This window comes from Neorhizobium sp. DAR64872/K0K18, assembly GCF_050500175.1.
Taxonomy (GTDB): domain Bacteria; phylum Pseudomonadota; class Alphaproteobacteria; order Rhizobiales; family Rhizobiaceae; genus Neorhizobium; species Neorhizobium soli.
The window spans coordinates 896809-912154 of record NZ_CP191445.1 but is presented as its reverse complement, the minus strand read 5'-3'; the positions used below and the strand labels follow the sequence as shown (position 1 = coordinate 912154).

General features: G+C 61.3%; 12 protein-coding genes. 5 read left to right on the top strand and 7 right to left on the bottom strand.

What is annotated here, in order from left to right; all coding sequences use genetic code 11:
• Positions 1 to 11 precede the first annotated feature (11 nt).
• Together hutH and hutI are read right to left on the bottom strand one after the other, a co-directional pair.
• On the bottom strand, positions 12 to 1547 hold the full coding sequence (gene hutH / locus ACQY1P_RS04030) for a histidine ammonia-lyase (protein ID WP_430253021.1): 1536 nt from the start codon (positions 1545 to 1547) through the stop codon (positions 12 to 14).
• The gene (gene hutI, locus ACQY1P_RS04025; protein ID WP_430253019.1) at positions 1544 to 2791 is read right to left on the bottom strand and encodes an imidazolonepropionase; all 1248 of its coding nucleotides are present in this window, start codon (positions 2789 to 2791) and stop codon (positions 1544 to 1546) included. The genes hutH and hutI overlap by 4 nt, the downstream gene beginning before the upstream one ends.
• A gap of 105 nt (positions 2792 to 2896) precedes the next feature.
• Between hutI and ACQY1P_RS04020 the strand changes: the two genes are divergently transcribed.
• The 5 genes from ACQY1P_RS04020 (at position 2897) to ACQY1P_RS04000 (ending at position 7519) form a co-directional block, all read left to right on the top strand.
• Positions 2897 to 4246, top strand: coding sequence for a formimidoylglutamate deiminase (locus tag ACQY1P_RS04020; RefSeq protein ID WP_430253017.1), 1350 nt, complete (start codon positions 2897 to 2899; stop codon positions 4244 to 4246).
• Positions 4247 to 4323: 77 nt separating this feature from the next.
• The gene (hutC, locus tag ACQY1P_RS04015; RefSeq protein ID WP_430253914.1) at positions 4324 to 5040 is read left to right on the top strand and encodes a histidine utilization repressor; all 717 of its coding nucleotides are present in this window, start codon (positions 4324 to 4326) and stop codon (positions 5038 to 5040) included.
• 296 nt (positions 5041 to 5336) lie between these two features.
• The gene (locus ACQY1P_RS04010; protein WP_371816237.1) at positions 5337 to 5624 is read left to right on the top strand and encodes a DUF1488 domain-containing protein; all 288 of its coding nucleotides are present in this window, start codon (positions 5337 to 5339) and stop codon (positions 5622 to 5624) included.
• Positions 5625 to 5717: 93 nt separating this feature from the next.
• Positions 5718 to 6614 (top strand): transglutaminase family protein, encoded by an 897-nt coding sequence (locus tag ACQY1P_RS04005; RefSeq protein ID WP_062458480.1) that lies wholly within the window; start codon positions 5718 to 5720, stop codon positions 6612 to 6614.
• 74 nt (positions 6615 to 6688) lie between these two features.
• Positions 6689 to 7519, top strand: a complete 831-nt coding sequence (locus ACQY1P_RS04000) for a transglutaminase-like domain-containing protein (protein WP_209898645.1) — start codon at positions 6689 to 6691, stop codon at positions 7517 to 7519.
• A gap of 58 nt (positions 7520 to 7577) precedes the next feature.
• Here ACQY1P_RS04000 and ACQY1P_RS03995 read toward each other — a convergent pair whose 3' ends face one another.
• From ACQY1P_RS03995 to ACQY1P_RS03975, 5 genes are all read right to left on the bottom strand, one after another.
• The gene (locus ACQY1P_RS03995) at positions 7578 to 9674 is read right to left on the bottom strand and encodes a hybrid sensor histidine kinase/response regulator (RefSeq protein ID WP_180215569.1); all 2097 of its coding nucleotides are present in this window, start codon (positions 9672 to 9674) and stop codon (positions 7578 to 7580) included.
• Positions 9616 to 11124, bottom strand: coding sequence for an ATPase domain-containing protein (locus ACQY1P_RS03990; protein WP_062458489.1), 1509 nt, complete (start codon positions 11122 to 11124; stop codon positions 9616 to 9618). The genes ACQY1P_RS03995 and ACQY1P_RS03990 overlap by 59 nt, the downstream gene beginning before the upstream one ends.
• A 112-nt stretch (positions 11125 to 11236) precedes the next feature.
• Entirely contained in the window at positions 11237 to 12637 is a 1401-nt protein-coding gene (locus tag ACQY1P_RS03985) for an FAD-dependent oxidoreductase (protein ID WP_430253015.1), read from the bottom strand.
• Positions 12634 to 13248 carry a cysteine hydrolase family protein gene (locus tag ACQY1P_RS03980; protein WP_430253013.1) on the bottom strand — a complete coding sequence of 205 codons (615 nt, stop codon included), beginning with the start codon at positions 13246 to 13248 and terminating at the stop codon, positions 12634 to 12636. Before ACQY1P_RS03980 ends, ACQY1P_RS03985 begins: the two co-directional genes overlap by 4 nt.
• A complete protein-coding gene (locus ACQY1P_RS03975; protein WP_430253912.1) occupies positions 13245 to 15341 on the bottom strand; it encodes a hydantoinase/oxoprolinase family protein in 2097 nt (698 codons plus the stop codon). The genes ACQY1P_RS03980 and ACQY1P_RS03975 overlap by 4 nt, the downstream gene beginning before the upstream one ends.
• Positions 15342 to 15346 lie beyond the last annotated feature (5 nt).

Genomic DNA, 15346 nt, shown 5'->3' with positions numbered 1-15346 from the left:
TCTTCTGATCATCAAACTTCAAGCACTGGCAGGATGCCCGGCGAGATGGCTTTGGCAAAGGCGCCGGAGGCCACAAGTTCGCTTGCGGCCGCAAGATCCGGCGCCATGTAGCGGTCATCCTCAAGCGAGGGCACCGCTGCCCGCAGCACGGCAACGGCTTTTTCGAGCTCGGGACTGGTCTTGAGGGGCCCGCGCAATTCGACGCCCTGGACGGCTGTCAGCGCTTCGATGCCGAGAATGCCGAACAGGTTTTCAGTCATGCCGAGCAGGCGTCGCGCGCCGTGGCAGGCCATCGACACATGGTCCTCCTGATTGGCGGAGGTCGGCGTCGAATCCACTGAAGCCGGATGCGACATCTGCTTGTTCTCGCTCATCAGCGCGGCCGACGTGACTTCGGCGATCATCAGGCCCGAGTTGAGACCGGGCTTCTTCGAGAGAAATGCCGGCAGGCCGTAGGAGAGGGCAGGATCGACCAGAAGCGCGATACGCCGCTGGGCGATCGCACCGATCTCGCAGATCGCGAGCGCCGTCTGATCGGCGGCAAAGGCAACCGGCTCGGCATGGAAATTGCCGCCGGAGACGACGGAATTGTCTGACAGAACCAGCGGATTGTCAGTGACGGCATTTGCTTCGACTTCCAGCGTCCTTGCGACGGACCGCAACAGATCGAGGCAGGCGCCGTCGACCTGAGGCTGGCAACGGATGCAATAGGGATCCTGAACGCGCTCATCGCCTTCAATGTGGCTCGCACGAATTTCGGAGCCTTCGAGAAGGTTGCGAAGCGCAGCACCGGCATCGATCTGGCCCTTGTGGCCGCGCAGGGTGTGGATGTCAGGGTGAAACGGCGCTGATGACCCCATCGCGGCGTCTGTCGACAGGGCGCCTGTAACAAGTGCCGTCTGGGCTGCGCGATGGGTGCGAAACAGACCCGAAAGAGCCAGTGCCGTGGACGTCTGGGTGCCGTTGATCAGCGCCAGCCCTTCCTTGGCGGCAAGAACGACGGGTGTCAGCCCCACCTTGGCGAGCGCATCGGCTGATGCCAGGCGTTCTCCGTGGAGGAAGGCCTCGCCTTCGCCCATCATGGTGGCCGCCATATGGGCAAGCGGTGCCAGATCGCCGGATGCGCCGACCGAGCCCTTTTCCGGAATGACCGGGATGACGCCCTTTTCCAGCATGCCTTCGATCAGGCGGATCAACTCGAGACGGACACCGGAGGCGCCGCGGCCGAGCGAGATGAGCTTCAGCGCCATGATCAGCCGCACGACATTTTCCGGCAGCGGCGCGCCGATGCCGCAGCAATGCGACAGGATGAGATTGCGCTGCAGGGTGGCGAGATCGGCACTGTCGATCTTGATCGAGGCAAGCTTACCGAAGCCGGTGTTGATGCCGTAGACCGGTGCGTTTCCGGCAGCGATTTCCGCAATGCGTCGCGCCGCCTTTTCGATGCCGGCATCGAAGGAGCGATCGAGAACCGCCGAACCATTGTTCCAGTAGAGATCGGAAAGCTCGGCCAGAGTAACGCTGCCGGGCTGAAGCGTGATCGTCATAGCTGTTGACCTCTAAAGACGTTCGAATGAAGCGGGTTGAAGCCGATGCGGTAAACCAGCTCGGCCGGTCGCTGGATGTTCCAGATGGCGAAGTCCGCCGATTTTCCGGCCTCCAGCGTGCCGGTTTCGGAGAGAAGACCGAGCGCCCTCGCCGCCTCGCGCGTCGCACCGGCGATGCATTCTTCGACGGTCAGCCGGAAAAGTGTCGCCGACATGTTCATCGTCAGCAGCAGCGAGGTGAGCGGCGACGTGCCGGGATTGCAATCGGTCGCAATCGCGATCCTAACGCCGGCATCGCGCAGCAGCTGCACCGGCGGTTTCTGCGTTTCGTTGATCGCATAAAAGGCGCCCGGCAGAAGAACCGCAACCGTGCCCGACGCCGCCATCGCAGCAGCGCCCTCGGCGTCGAGATATTCGAGATGATCGGCGGACAAGGCACCGTAGGATGCCGCCGTCGCGGCACCACCGAGATTGGAAAGCTGTTCGGCATGCAGCTTGACGGGCAGACCGAGCGACGTTGCGTGATCGAACACCCGCCGCATGTCCGCAACCGAAAACGCGATGCCTTCGCAGAACCCGTCGACTGCATCCACAAGGCCTTCCGCATGGGCAAGGTCCATAGCGGGCAGCACCACGTCGGTAATGTAGTCGCCGTTGCGTCCACGGTATTCGACGGGCGTTGCATGGGCGCCGAGGAACGACGTGACGACGCGGACCGGGCGGATCTTTTCGAGCGCCCGGGCGGCGCGCAGCATGTTCAGTTCGCCCTCGATCGATAGGCCGTAACCGGATTTGATCTCGAGCGTCGAAACGCCTTCTGCGAGCAGCGTATCGACCCTTGGCAAGGCCGCCTGTACGAGACCGTCGACGGAAAGGGCATTGGTCGCCTTGACGGAGGAGACGATGCCGCCGCCGGCGCGCGCGACTTCCTCATAGGTCGCCCCTTCGAGCCGCATTTCGAATTCCATGGCGCGATCGCCGCCGAAGATCAGATGCGTATGGCAGTCGATCAGGCCGGGCGTGATCACCCTGCCCTCCACGTCGATGATCTCGTCGGCTTCGAGAAATGATGAAGGCAGATCGGACTGGGGACCGGCGAAGACGATCCGGCCATCCTCTACGGCAATGGCACCGTGCTCGATGAGAGCAAGCCCTCGCGCCTCGTCCGCAAGCGTGAGAAGGCGGGCGTTGCGCCATACCGTTCTGGTTGGCACCACCGGTGAATTATCACTATTCTCGACCACGAAGCCTTCCTCTTTTTGTTTTAATGTATATACATAAAAACCCATGGCAAGAAGAATTTGCAGGCGCCTGCTGGACGCAGACGGGACCGACGAGTGGAGTTGGCAGTGAACACCATTTTTGCAGAAAGCGCACTGATCGGCGGGGAATGGGCGAGCAACACTCGCCTGAAGATCGAGCATGGCACCGTGCAGTCGATCGAACGTGACGCGATGCCTGCGGCCACCGACGAGCGGCACCGGCTGATCGGGCCCGGCATGGCCAATCTCCACAGCCACGCTTTCCAGCGCGCCATGGCGGGACTGACGGAGGTTCGCGGATCAACAAGCGACAGCTTCTGGAGCTGGCGCACGCTGATGTACAAATTCGCCCTGTCGATGACACCTGACGATATCGAGGCGGTCGCCGCACAGCTCTATATGGAAATGCTGGAGGCGGGCTTTACCCGCGTCGGCGAGTTTCATTACCTTCACCACGACCGCGATGGGCGCCACTATGCCAATATCGGCGAGCACGCGGAGCGGATTGGTGCGGCAAGTGCTGCCACCGGGATCGCTCTCACCCTTCTGCCGGTCTTCTACGCCCGCTCCGGTTTCGGGGGAATGGCACCGACGGAGGGCCAGCGACGCTTCATCAACTCGGTCGAAAGCTTTTCCACGCTGATGGAGGAATGCCGGAAGATCACGTCTGCGCTTCCCGGCGGCCAACTCGGCATCGCGCCGCACAGTCTGCGGGCCGCGACGCCGGAAGAACTGCGGGACGTTCTGCCGATGGCAGGTGGAGGCCCGATCCACATCCATATCGCCGAGCAAACGAAAGAGGTCGAGGACTGTATCGCGTGGTCGGGCGCACGTCCCCTCGAATGGCTGCTCGCCAACATGCCGGTCGATGAGCGCTGGTGCCTGATCCACGCTACCCATATGACCGAGGCGGAAACGCGCGACATGGCACGCCGAGGGGCCATTGCCGGTCTCTGCCCCATCACGGAAGCCAACCTCGGCGACGGCATATTTCCGGCGCCGGCATTTCTCGAGGAAGGCGGCCAGTTCGGCGTCGGCTCGGACTCGAACATCTCGATTTCGGTCGCGCGTGAACTTCGGCAGCTCGAATATTCGCAGCGTCTCGGACTTCGCTCGCGAAACGTCGTGGCACTACCGCAGCGATCGACGGGTGCGCGCCTGTTCCAGGAAGCGCTGAAAGGTGGCGCCCGCGCATTGCAGTCGCAGGACGACATCGTATCAGGTGCATCGGCGGATTTCGTCTCGCTCGACCTTGAGGCCGCCCCCTACCTTTCGGCAGATCAGGTTCTCGACCAGTGGATCTTCGCTGATACGATCAAGGTGGATTGCGTCTGGGCGGCGGGCAAGAAGCTGGTGACGGGCGGTCGGCATGTGAGCCGAGAGACGATCCTGCCGAGGTTCCAGGCCGTGATGGCCGCTCTGCTTGACGCCGGCTGACCGGATATGGTGGAGAAGCCGTTTGATGCAGAGAGCCGAAGGACTTCGCCTTGACCGGAGAAAAAGACATCAAGGCGATGCGTGCGGTGGGCACACTGCACCAGAAGATCCTGGGCGACATCGAGAACAATATCGTCAGCGGCGAATGGCCCCCGGGCTACAGGATCCCTTTTGAGGTCGAGCTCGCCAAGCACTACAATGTCTCGCGGATGACCGCGAACAAGGTTCTGACCCAGCTTGCCAATGCCGGGCTGATCGAGCGGCGCAAGAAATCGGGCTCCTTTGTTGCCCAGCCGCGCAACCAGGCTGCCATTCTTGAGATCTACGACATCGAAGATGAAGTCCGCGCGCTGAACAAGGACTACCATTTCCGGATGGAGGAATGCCGGGAGCGGAAGACTGTGGCAACGGACCGGCTGCGCCTGAGCGTCGCCGGCAAGGAAAAATCCATCTACGTCGTCTGCCTGCATTTCGCCGACGGGAAGCCGTTCTGTCTCGAGGAACGACTGATCAATCTGAAGACCGTGCCGCAGGCAAAGGACATGGATTTCTCGACGGTTTCACCGGGCAAGTGGCTGATCGCGCAGATACCATGGACCGCTGCGGAACATCGGATCTCGGCCCAGCTTGCGGACGAACAGCTGGCAAGGCGGCTGGAAATCACGCCGCAGTCTGCCTGCCTCGTGGTAGAACGCAAGACCTGGGACGTTTCCGGCCCGGTGACGTCGGTGCGGTTCAGCTACCCTTCCGACAGCCATGCGATCACTGCGCGCTTTGCTCCGGCCTCGAGCTGAGACCGGCTTGCCCACCCCAAGCATCCCTCGCCAATTCAGGCTTAAAATGCGGTCTGTCGCAGCAGGCTCGCCATTTCGCGTTGGACTTCGGGGGCTCAACGTGACCTAGTCATATGGTTCGTCGGCGTAGAATGCCATCGATCCGGCGTTTGGAAAATTGGCGGCGCTGCCTCAATACGGACTGCGGGACCAAAAAGCCGGTTACCTGCGAAACGTCACTGGGCTTGCTATCATCGACTAAGCGGATGGCAGCAAGATACCCGACATGCAAACGTGGTAGTCCGACATTCGGAGCCATGCTGACGACAGAGGCTGCCATGACACTTTCTTTCCCAAATCCCGCGCGCAGTTACGATGAATCGAAAAGACGCGTCCGCTTTCTGGGTCATGACGGCATGTTCGAGGTTCGGTTCTTCGTTGCTGCTGAAGTTCTCAGCAGCAACCTTGTTGAAAGAACTGCCGTCAGCGATGATTATCTTGCCTCTTTCGATGCGCTACGACCGAAGATCCTGAAGGCAGCCCAAGCTGCCTACAAGGCGAAAAACGCACAATCCATCATGCTAGATCTCGAGAACTTCAAATGAACAGACTTCTGCTGAGCGTGATCGCTCATCGTCCCGACATGATGTATTTATCCGATCTGACCCAATGTCAGTCGAACTCGGCTCGGTGATCGCATGACGATCTTTTCGGTTCGTCACCTTACGTCCTACCAGTATCATAAGCCGGTCGAGTTCGGCGAACACAGGCTGCTGTTCCGACCAAGGGACAGTTTCGATCAGACGCTGCTCGTGTCGCGCCTCGAGGTTTTTCCAAAGCCTGCCTATGTTCGCTGGATCCATGACGTGTTTGGCAACTGCGTGGCGCTGGTCGGTTTTGAGGGTGCGTCTCAGAAGCTCCAATTCGAAACGACTATCAGGCTCGATCATACGCCGCAGCTCGCGATGGATTTTCAGATCGACGAGGAAGCCCTCACCTATCCCTTCACCTATGACCCGGTGGAAGCGTTCGATCTGGAATGCACCATCCGTCGCCATTACCCGGATGCCAACGACGAGGTTGGCAAATGGGCGCGGCAGTTCGTCAAACCCGGCCAGCCGACCGAGACCGGCCGATTGCTGATGACGCTCTGCTACGCGATCCGTGAAAGCTTCGTCTATGCCCGTCGCCACGAACATGGCACCCAGGCTCCGCTCGAGACGCTGCAGCTGCGTCGCGGGACCTGCCGCGACTTTGCGCTTTTGATGATGGAAGCCGCACGGGCCCTTGGCCTCGCTGCACGTTTCGTCACCGGCTATATCTACGTTCCCGATCGCGACGGATCGACGACGCTTGGAGGCGGGTCTACCCACGCGTGGTGCCAGGTCTACCTGCCGGGAGCCGGATGGGTGGAATTTGATCCGACCAACGGCATTGTCGGTAACCGCGACCTCATTCGCGTCGGCGTCGCCCGCGACCCGAAACAGGCTATCCCGCTTCGTGGCAGCTATGACGGTGAGGCGGAAGATTTCAAAAGCATGTCAGTGCAGGTCAACGTCACGACCGACGAGTTCCAGGCCAAACTTCATGGCTAAACGGAACCGTATCAACGCCCGGGCATTGCCGCATTGCTGCCATCTCGTCAACGGTATTTAGGAGACATCGCTTCATGAGGATACGCGCCGGTTTTCATCTGGGCTATGAATGCCAACAGCCGACTGCCATGCTTCTGGCGTTGAATATCCACCCCTCCCGTCGCGTAGATCTATTGACCGAACAGGTGCTGACCTTCGACAGACCGATCGAGGCCTGGGGTTATCAGGATGTCTTCGGGAACGCCTGCAGCCGCATCGTTGCACCGCCCGGCCTGACGACGATCTCGACCGAGTTCGAGATCTATGACACCGGGCTTCCGGACCCGATCCCGGAAGATGCGCAGCAGCACCTCATCCAGGATCTACCCGACGACGTTCTGGTGTTCCTGCTGGGCAGCCGTTATTGCGATACGGACCGTCTGTCAGACTTTGCCTGGAACACGTTTTCCTCGACTGATCTGGGCTGGCCGCGCGTCAAAGCCATTCTTGATTTCGCGCATAACCGCATTGCGTTCAACTATCAGAACGCCGATTCGCTGCGGACCGCGTTCGGCGGCTTCAACGACCAGACGGGCGTGTGCCGGGACTACGCGCATCTGGCGATCACCCTTTGCCGGTGCATGAACATTCCCGCACGCTACTGCACGGGTTATCTCGGCGACATCGGTGTTCCCAAGGATCACAATCCGATGGACTTCAGTGCATGGTTCGAAGTCTATCTCGGCGGACGCTGGCACACTGTCGATGCCCGTCACAACAAACCTCGTATCGGCCGGATCCTGATGGCGACCGGTCGCGATGCGACCGATGTCGCGTTGTCGACGGCCTTCGGCCCGGCGATCCTGGCAAGGTTCGAAGTGATCACGGATGAACTGCCGCTGGGTGGCGACGGGCAGGCGGAATAGCCGCGCCGAGTTTCTGACCCTTTGAGCTTTATGACGTCGCGCCCGGTTGCGAGAGCAACTAGCGCGGCGACGTAAGCTTGCCGATCTGTTCCGCCAGCTGTGCCTGCGTATACGGCTTTCCGAGCCGCGCAACCTCGAGATCAACGCCAGGCGGAAGATCCGCGTAGCCGGAGGCGATCAGGATTGGCAATTCGGGCAGCAAGGCTCGTGCAGCCTTCGAGAGTTCGCCCCCGGTCATGCCAGGCATGGAATAGTCGGTGATCATCAGATCGAACTTTGGTCCTTTACCCAGATGCTCCAGCGCCTCCTTGCCGGAATGGGCTTCGACCACGTCGTGTCCGAGATCCAGCAGCATGTCGGCGGAACTCATGGCGATGAGGACGTCGTCGTCGACAAGCAGGATACGCTTGGGACCACCCTGATATTCTGCCGGAGGCGATGGTGCCTCGGCCTGCCTCGGCTGCTCGGCAGCGGAAGAGACCGGAATCCACAATTCGGCGGTGGTGCCGGAACCGATCCTGCTCGACAACTTCAACTCTCCCTTTAACTGGGACGCCAGGCCGTGGATCATCGACAATCCGAGGCCCGTTCCCTTGCCCAGTTCCTTCGTTGAGAAAAACGGTTCGATGGCTTTCTGCAGCGTCGCCTCGTCCATGCCTTGGCCTTCGTCCTTGACCGAGAGCACGACGTAACGCCCGGCTGCAAGCGTATCGTTTGAGAACCTCTGCTCTTCCTGGCTGAGGCTGATCCGCAGCGTGCCACCGTCGGGCATGGCGTCACGCGAGTTGACGGCGAGGTTGAGAAGCGCCAGTTCGATCTGGTTGGCATCTGCCGAAACCTTCGGCAGATGATCCGGTATCGCGGTTTCGACGAGGATGGTCGACCCGACCGAGCGTTCGAGAAGGTCGCGCATGCCACCGATCAGGGCGCCAAGGTCAACCGGACCGATCTGCAAATCCTGGCGGCGGGCAAAGGCGAGCAGCCGCTGGGTCAACGACGCCCCGCGTCTTGCACCCTGAAGGGCGCCATCAATCAGCCGTTCGGCTTTCGGATCGCCCGCAACGAGCTTGCGGAGCAGTTCGAGATTGCCGAGCACTGCCATCAACAGGTTGTTGAAATCGTGGGCGACGCCGCCGGTCAGTTGGCCGATCGCCTCCATCTTCTGCGCCTGGCGCAGTTGATCTTCCGCCCGCTCACGTTGCGACACCTCGTCCATCACGACCGAATGGGCCTGTTCAAGTTCACGCGTCCGCTCGGCGACACGCTCTTCAAGCAGTTCGTTGATCTGCCGCTGCTGCTTCTCGTTGATGACCCGGTCGGTAATGTCGGCGGATACGCCGACCAGCTTGACCGCCTTGCCCGAGTGGTCGCGGTAGAGCTGTGCCCGCACCTCTGCCCAGCGCACGGTGCCGTCGCGCCAGACGGTGCGGTATTCGACAGAATAATCCTCGCCGCTCTCGGCTGTTGCCGTATGAGCATCCTGCACGCGTTGTCGGTCATCGGGATGGATACTGGCAAAAAGGTCCTGATAGGTGAACGCCTCTTCCGGACCGCGTCCGAAAATGCTCTTGCAGGTCGCAGACGTGCTCAGGACATCAGTTGCAAGATCCAGTTCCCAAGCGCCGAGGCGACCGGCTTCGAGCGCTGTCTGCAGGCGGCGCTCTCCTTCGTCGAGAGCTTCCATCCGCAGACGTGCATCGTATTGGCGCCGACGCCCGCGTGCGGCAGAACGGGCAACGCTGATGAATGTCGTTGCGTGGAAAGGGCGCTCGATGAAGCTGACATTGCCAAGGACTTCCGACAGCCGCGCAGCTGCGGGATTACGCTCCGGACCACCGCCGCGGTTTGTCAGAATGACGAACGGTAGATCCGACCAGCTCGGCTGGTTCTCGATCCACTGGGAGATGGCGCGCAGGTCGGCGGAGCGTAGAGCTTCCTCGGTGATGACAGCGAGCGCGATGTTGTCGTCAAGGCTGTCGACGAAACCGGACAGGTCCAGGGCCGCCTTCGAAGCGATACCGGCTTCCTTCAGGAGGGATGCCGCAATCTGCGCATCGCGACCGTGTGGGGCATGAATGAGGCCGACGGCATCTCTGTTAGGAATGGCTTTCGTCCTCGTTTGAAAGCTCCAGCAGTTGCTGCTTTTCGCCGACAAGCGTCGGTACACCGCGCAACACGCCCTGGAAACCGGAAAGCGGATCGCCCAGTGTCAGCCCCGCATCGGTGATGCGAAACTCGCGGATGGTTTCTTCGTGCCGACCGGTTCGCTTCTTGATGACCGAGACTGCACGCCGAACCCTGCCCAGTGCCTCGAAATAGCGCAGCAGGATAACTGTATCGGCGAGGTAGGTGACATCGACCGGGGATTTCATGTCTCCGACGAGCCCGTGCTGGGCAACTGTCAGAAACGTATTGGCTCCTTGCCGATTGAGGTATTGCAGCAGTTCATGCACGTGCAGGATCAGCGCGTTTTCCTCGGGCATCGACGCCTGGTAGCCGTTCACGCTATCGATCACGACTGTCCCGGCCTTGAAGGTCGCCACGCGATCCCGCACGCGTTGCGAAAATTCCCCCGGCGAAAGCTCGGCCGCATCCAGCTGCTCGATGTGAATAGCGCCGTCGTCGCGCATCTTCTCGAGGTCGATCCCCATTGCTTTCGTACGCGAGAACAACAGGCCGAGCTCCTCGTCGAATATGAAGACGGCTGCTTTCTCACCGCGCTTCACGGCAGCTGCTACAAACTGGAGCGCGAACAGGCTTTTGCCGGTACCGGCAGGTCCGATGAGCAGCGTGCTCGACCCGCGCTCTATACCACCGCCAAGAAGATCGTCGAATTCGGCAATGCCGCTTTTCAAAATAGCTCGGTCGAATGCCGTCTTGTGCTCGATCGCACGCAGCCGCGGAAAGACCGAGACGCCTCCGGTCTTGATGACGAAATCATGATAGCCGCCGCGGAACGCCTGGCCGCGATATTTGATCACCCGCAGGCGGCGGCGTTCCGAACCATAGTCGGGAGCCAGCTGCTCGAGATGAAGAACGCCGTGAACGACGCTGTGGACGGTCTTGTCGAGATTGTCCGACGTCATGTCGTCGAGCAAAAGGACTGTGGCGTCGGATCGAGAAAAGAAATGCTTCATGGCCAGGATCTGGCGGCGGTAGCGGAGAGAACTCTGTGCCAACAGACGGATTTCCGACAAGCTGTCGATCACCACACGCTGCGGTTTCAGACGCTCGAAGGCCTCGAAGATCAGCTTGGTCGTCTCGCCGAGCTCCAGATCTGAGGAGTAAAGCAGGCTTTGCTGCTGGTCTGCGTCAAGCAGGCTTTCCGGGGGGACGAGCTCGAAGATTTCGATCGAATCCCCGAATTCGATACCGTGCGAAAGCGCGCTTTCCCGCAGTTCTTCTTCACTCTCCGACAGGCTGATATAAAGACAGCGCTCCTTGAGTGTTGCGCCTTCCAAAAGAAATTGCAGGGCAATCGTAGTTTTGCCCGTGCCCGGCGTCCCTTCGAGCAGGAAAACATGGCGGCGAGTCAAACCGCCCGATAATACATCGTCCAGTCCCCGAACGCCTGTCCTCGCCTTTGTACTCAAGCCGTCGATCATGTTTTTTCCTTTTGCGACTTTTGACTTAGCGCAAACTGGCGTGGAAACAAGAGATGGACGGGTTGGGTACGGTAACTGTGACGAACGAGATGTTTCCGGCTGTCCTTCGATTCTAGCAGTTGCGCAGGTAAGCGGCGGCGCGAAGACCCGAAATGCGTCCGAGCGCCACTGCAGTCAGGAGACCGTTCCCGGACAGGTAGCCGCTCGCTTTGCTGCCCGATACGCCACAGGCGGCGCCTCCGGCGGCAAAAAGGTTTGCGATGGTCGAACCGTCGCGTCGAACCACGCGTGCCTCGCCGTCAACAACAAGCCCGCCCTGGGTGTGGAAGAGTGCGCCGGTGACCCTTACCGCTTTGAAGGGCGCTCGAAGTGGCGGCACGTCTGCCAGAGAACGGCCGAACGGGTCCGCCCCACCCTCGGCTTTGCAATTCTCGAAAGCACGGAAGCTTGCCGTCAGTTTCTCCGGCGAGACCTGCATCCGGCCCGCAAGCGCCTCGATCGTATCGGCCTCTATGATGGCATGCATACGCTCGGCGCTTCTGAAATCCTCGAACTGGGCGGCGATCGCGGCGATCCGCGTGTCGAACACGGTCCATGCGATGCCTTCCGGCTGAGCAAGCACGTTGGACGCCTGCTCCGAATACCCCTTCGCCTCGTTGGAAAAGCGCTCGCCTTCGACATTCACCTGGAAGCCGCCCTCCATGACCGTCGCCCAGGTGATCAGGATCCCGGCAGGATGGGCGACCGATCCATGGCCCTGATGACCACTCAGATGCCGCGTCGCAGCACCCAGCGCCTCACCCCACACGATCGCATCTCCCTGGTTGCCCGGGTGGCCGAAATAAAGAGCATCCCGCATCTCCGAAATGTGGTCGGCCACCAGTGCCGGATTGCCGCCATAACCATTGCAGGCTAGGATCAACGCCTCACAGCCGATGTCTTCGCGGGACCCATCCGGTCGCGACAGGGTCATGCCGCGCGGCTTGCCGTCGGAGCCGACGACAAGCGTGTCCACATGGGCTTCCGTCAGGATATCGATGCCGGCTTCTTCCGCGGCGTCGCGCAGACGATCGATCAACTCCTCGCCGGACCGGGAGGGAAGACCATGCATTCGAAGGTGCGAGTGACCGGGATACCGGAAGTTATCGACCAGCGAAAACGCCAGGCCGTGGTCCTCCGCCAGCCATTCCAGCGTTGGGCCGACCGTTTCGGTCACCAGCCGCACGAGACCCACATCCGGCTCGTCATCCGCCTTGTGGAGGATATCTGACCCGAAGGCCTCCGGCGTGTCCTCGACGCCGATCTCGCGCTGCCAGCGCGTGCCTGCTGCCGGAATGAGCCCGGCCGACAGCGCCGTCGAACCGCGCGGCAGCGGATCGCGCTCCAGCACAAGCACATCGACGCCTTCCGCCTTGGCGGAAAGTGCTGCAACCATACCGGCGGCACCGGCGCCGATCACGACCAGCGGCACCGTCACCTCGAATTCCCGGTCTGAGACTTCGACCTTGCTCATTCGGCGTCGAACTCGGCGATCATGTCTGCGATCGTCGCGATCCGGCTGACCGGTTTCAATGCTGCGATCGCAGTCTCGTGCGTTTCCTGCGAAAAGGCGGCCGAACCATCCGCCAGAGTGATCGTCTCGAAATCGCGGACATGAGCATCGCGAACGGTGGACGCGACGCCGCCATTGGTGACGATGCCGCCGACCACCAGCTTCTCGATGCCGCATTTGCGCAGGACCCATTCGAGCCGGGTCATGTAGAACGCCGAATAGGCGACTTTCTCGACAATGAGATCGGCCGGCGCCAGGTCATCGATCAGGCTGTTGCCCCAGGTACCGGGCGCAAAATCACCCTTGCCTAGAAACGGACGAAGTTCCTTCAGATGTGGTGAGATGATCGGCTCGCCACCCTTAGCAGGCACCAGCGTGAACTGGGCCGAGATGATGTAGCCGCCTTTTGCGCGCATCACGTCCACAAGAGGCTTGATGCGCGCGGGCAATGCCGCGATCTCGGGCGCCCCTTGCCCGGCCCGGCCATAGGCGCCGTCGGGGGCCAGAAAATCATTGGTCAGATCGACGATGATCAGGCCGGTCTTTTCGATGGGGATCGAATGTCCGCTCATGATTTCCGCTCCACGATGATATTTCCGTAGAGATCGACGCGCGCCTTGAATTCCGGCGACACGACTGTCGTGGCATCCGGCTGTTCGAGGATCGCCGGGCCCTGGATTTCGGAACTCTCCGGCAGTTGCAGGCGATCGTAGATCGTCGTTTCATGCCAGGCCCCGTCGAACCAGACCTGTCGCGAGCCGGTCGTGGCAGATTCTACCGTCGTGTCGACAGGTGCAGCCAAGGCCTTCAGATCGAAGCTCGGACGAATGCCGATCGCGCTGGTGCGAAGATTGACGATCCGCATCGGGACACCCGGCAGAAGCCGGCTGAAACTTGCCTGATAGGCATCCTCGAAAGCCTGCTGGATCATCGCCTCGCTGACATCGGTTTGGCTCCCGCTGATCGTTGCCGGCAGTGTGACCCGAACCGTATGGGTCTGACCGACATAGTGCATGTCGAGCTCGAACAGCGTATCGATCCGCTCGACCGTCAGATGCGCATCCTCGACGACGGCGCGCGCCTTGCCCGCCTCCTCGACCATGCGGGCGTCGATCGCCGCAACGTCGATGCCCTCGAGCGAGAGGTTCAAGGTCTGGACCTGGTCGTGGCGGATGTCGGCGATGACGCAACCCAGCGCAGATGTCACACCCGGGTAACGCGGCACAAGCGCCGCCTTCAGCCCGACTTCGCGAATCAGCGCCGAGACATGCAATGCCCCGCCGCCACCGAAGGGAACGGCCGCGAACTTCTGCGGATCGTGACCGCGCTCGATCGACATCAGCCGGATCGCGCCGGCCATGCGGCTGTCGGCAATCTTCACGATCGCTTCGGCCGCTTCCATCACACCGAGGCCGAGCGGCTTTGCGACATGCTGGTCGATCGCGGCCTTGGCGGCCTCCACGTCGAGACGGGCAAGCTTGCCGCCGATCGGCCGGTCGGCATTGATGCGGCCGAGCACGACGTTGGCATCCGTCAGCGTTGGCCGGGTATTGCCCTGACCGTAGCAGACCGGGCCGGGCCGTGAACCGGCACTTTCGGGGCCGACCTGCAGCAGGCCGCCGGCATCCACATGCGCAATCGAACCGCCGCCGGCACCGATCGTGGTGATCTCGATCATCGGTGTTCGGATAACGAGGCCGAAATCGATCGTCGTCTGGGCCGCGAGCGCTGCCTTGCCGTCGGCAATCAGCGAGACATCGAAGGACGTGCCGCCGAGATCGCCGGTGATGACGTTCGGAAAGCCTGCCGCCTTTGCGATCGCAGCTGCGGCGATGACGCCTGCCGCCGGACCGGACAGCGCTGTACGGGCCGGAAGCCTGCGCGCTGTCTCCGTCGACATGACACCGCCGTTCGACTGGACGATATGGAAGCGGCCGGCGAAGTCGTCGCTTGCCAGTGCCGTTTCCAGCTTGCCGAGATAGGAGCCGACCACCGGCTGCAGATAGGCGTTGAGGACGGTCGTCGACGTGCGCTCGAATTCACGGATTTCGGGCAGGATCTGCGTCGAGCAGGCGAGGTTCTCGTTGTCCCAGACGGCACGGGCGGCTTCCACCGCACGCTCCTCGTTTTCGGGATTGGCATAGGCGTTGACGAAAACGATCGCGAGCGCTTCCGCACCCATCGCCTTCAGCTTTTCGGCAGCGACGCGCACGGCAGCGACATCGACGCCCAGACGGATCGTACCGTCGGCAAGCGTGCGTTCCGCCACTTCCAGACGCATGTCGCGTTCAACGACGGGGATGAAATCGCCCCACAGGCCCCAGGTATTGGGCCGGTCCCGGCGTCGCATTTCCAGTACGTCACGAAAGCCTTCGGTGGTGATCAGACCGACCCTGGCGCCCTTGCGCTCAAGAAGAGCGTTGGTGCCGACGGTCGTGCCGTGCACGATCGAGGAGAGGTCAGCGATGGCGCCGAAACCCTTCAGACCATCGAGGAAGCCCACAGCTTCATCGCCGCGGTTGGAGGGGACCTTGTTGGTGCGGAATTTCGCCGAAGCTTCATCGAAATAGAAGAGATCGGTGAAGGTACCGCCGACATCGACGCCAACGATCCTGCCCAATCCCGACTGGCCCAGTTTTTCATTTTGTTGTTTTGTTGTTCCCAGATCGC

Coding starts and splice junctions, on each gene's coding strand:
- hutH (WP_430253021.1), bottom strand. CDS start 1,547: ATGACGATCACGCTTCAGCCCGGCAGCGTTACTCTGGCCGAGCTTTCC.
- hutC (WP_430253914.1), top strand. CDS start 4,324: ATGCGTGCGGTGGGCACACTGCACCAGAAGATCCTGGGCGACATCGAG.
- ACQY1P_RS04010 (WP_371816237.1), top strand. CDS start 5,337: ATGCTGACGACAGAGGCTGCCATGACACTTTCTTTCCCAAATCCCGCG.
- ACQY1P_RS04005 (WP_062458480.1), top strand. CDS start 5,718: ATGACGATCTTTTCGGTTCGTCACCTTACGTCCTACCAGTATCATAAG.
- ACQY1P_RS04000 (WP_209898645.1), top strand. CDS start 6,689: ATGAGGATACGCGCCGGTTTTCATCTGGGCTATGAATGCCAACAGCCG.
- ACQY1P_RS03990 (WP_062458489.1), bottom strand. CDS start 11,124: ATGATCGACGGCTTGAGTACAAAGGCGAGGACAGGCGTTCGGGGACTG.
- ACQY1P_RS03985 (WP_430253015.1), bottom strand. CDS start 12,637: ATGAGCAAGGTCGAAGTCTCAGACCGGGAATTCGAGGTGACGGTGCCG.
- ACQY1P_RS03980 (WP_430253013.1), bottom strand. CDS start 13,248: ATGAGCGGACATTCGATCCCCATCGAAAAGACCGGCCTGATCATCGTC.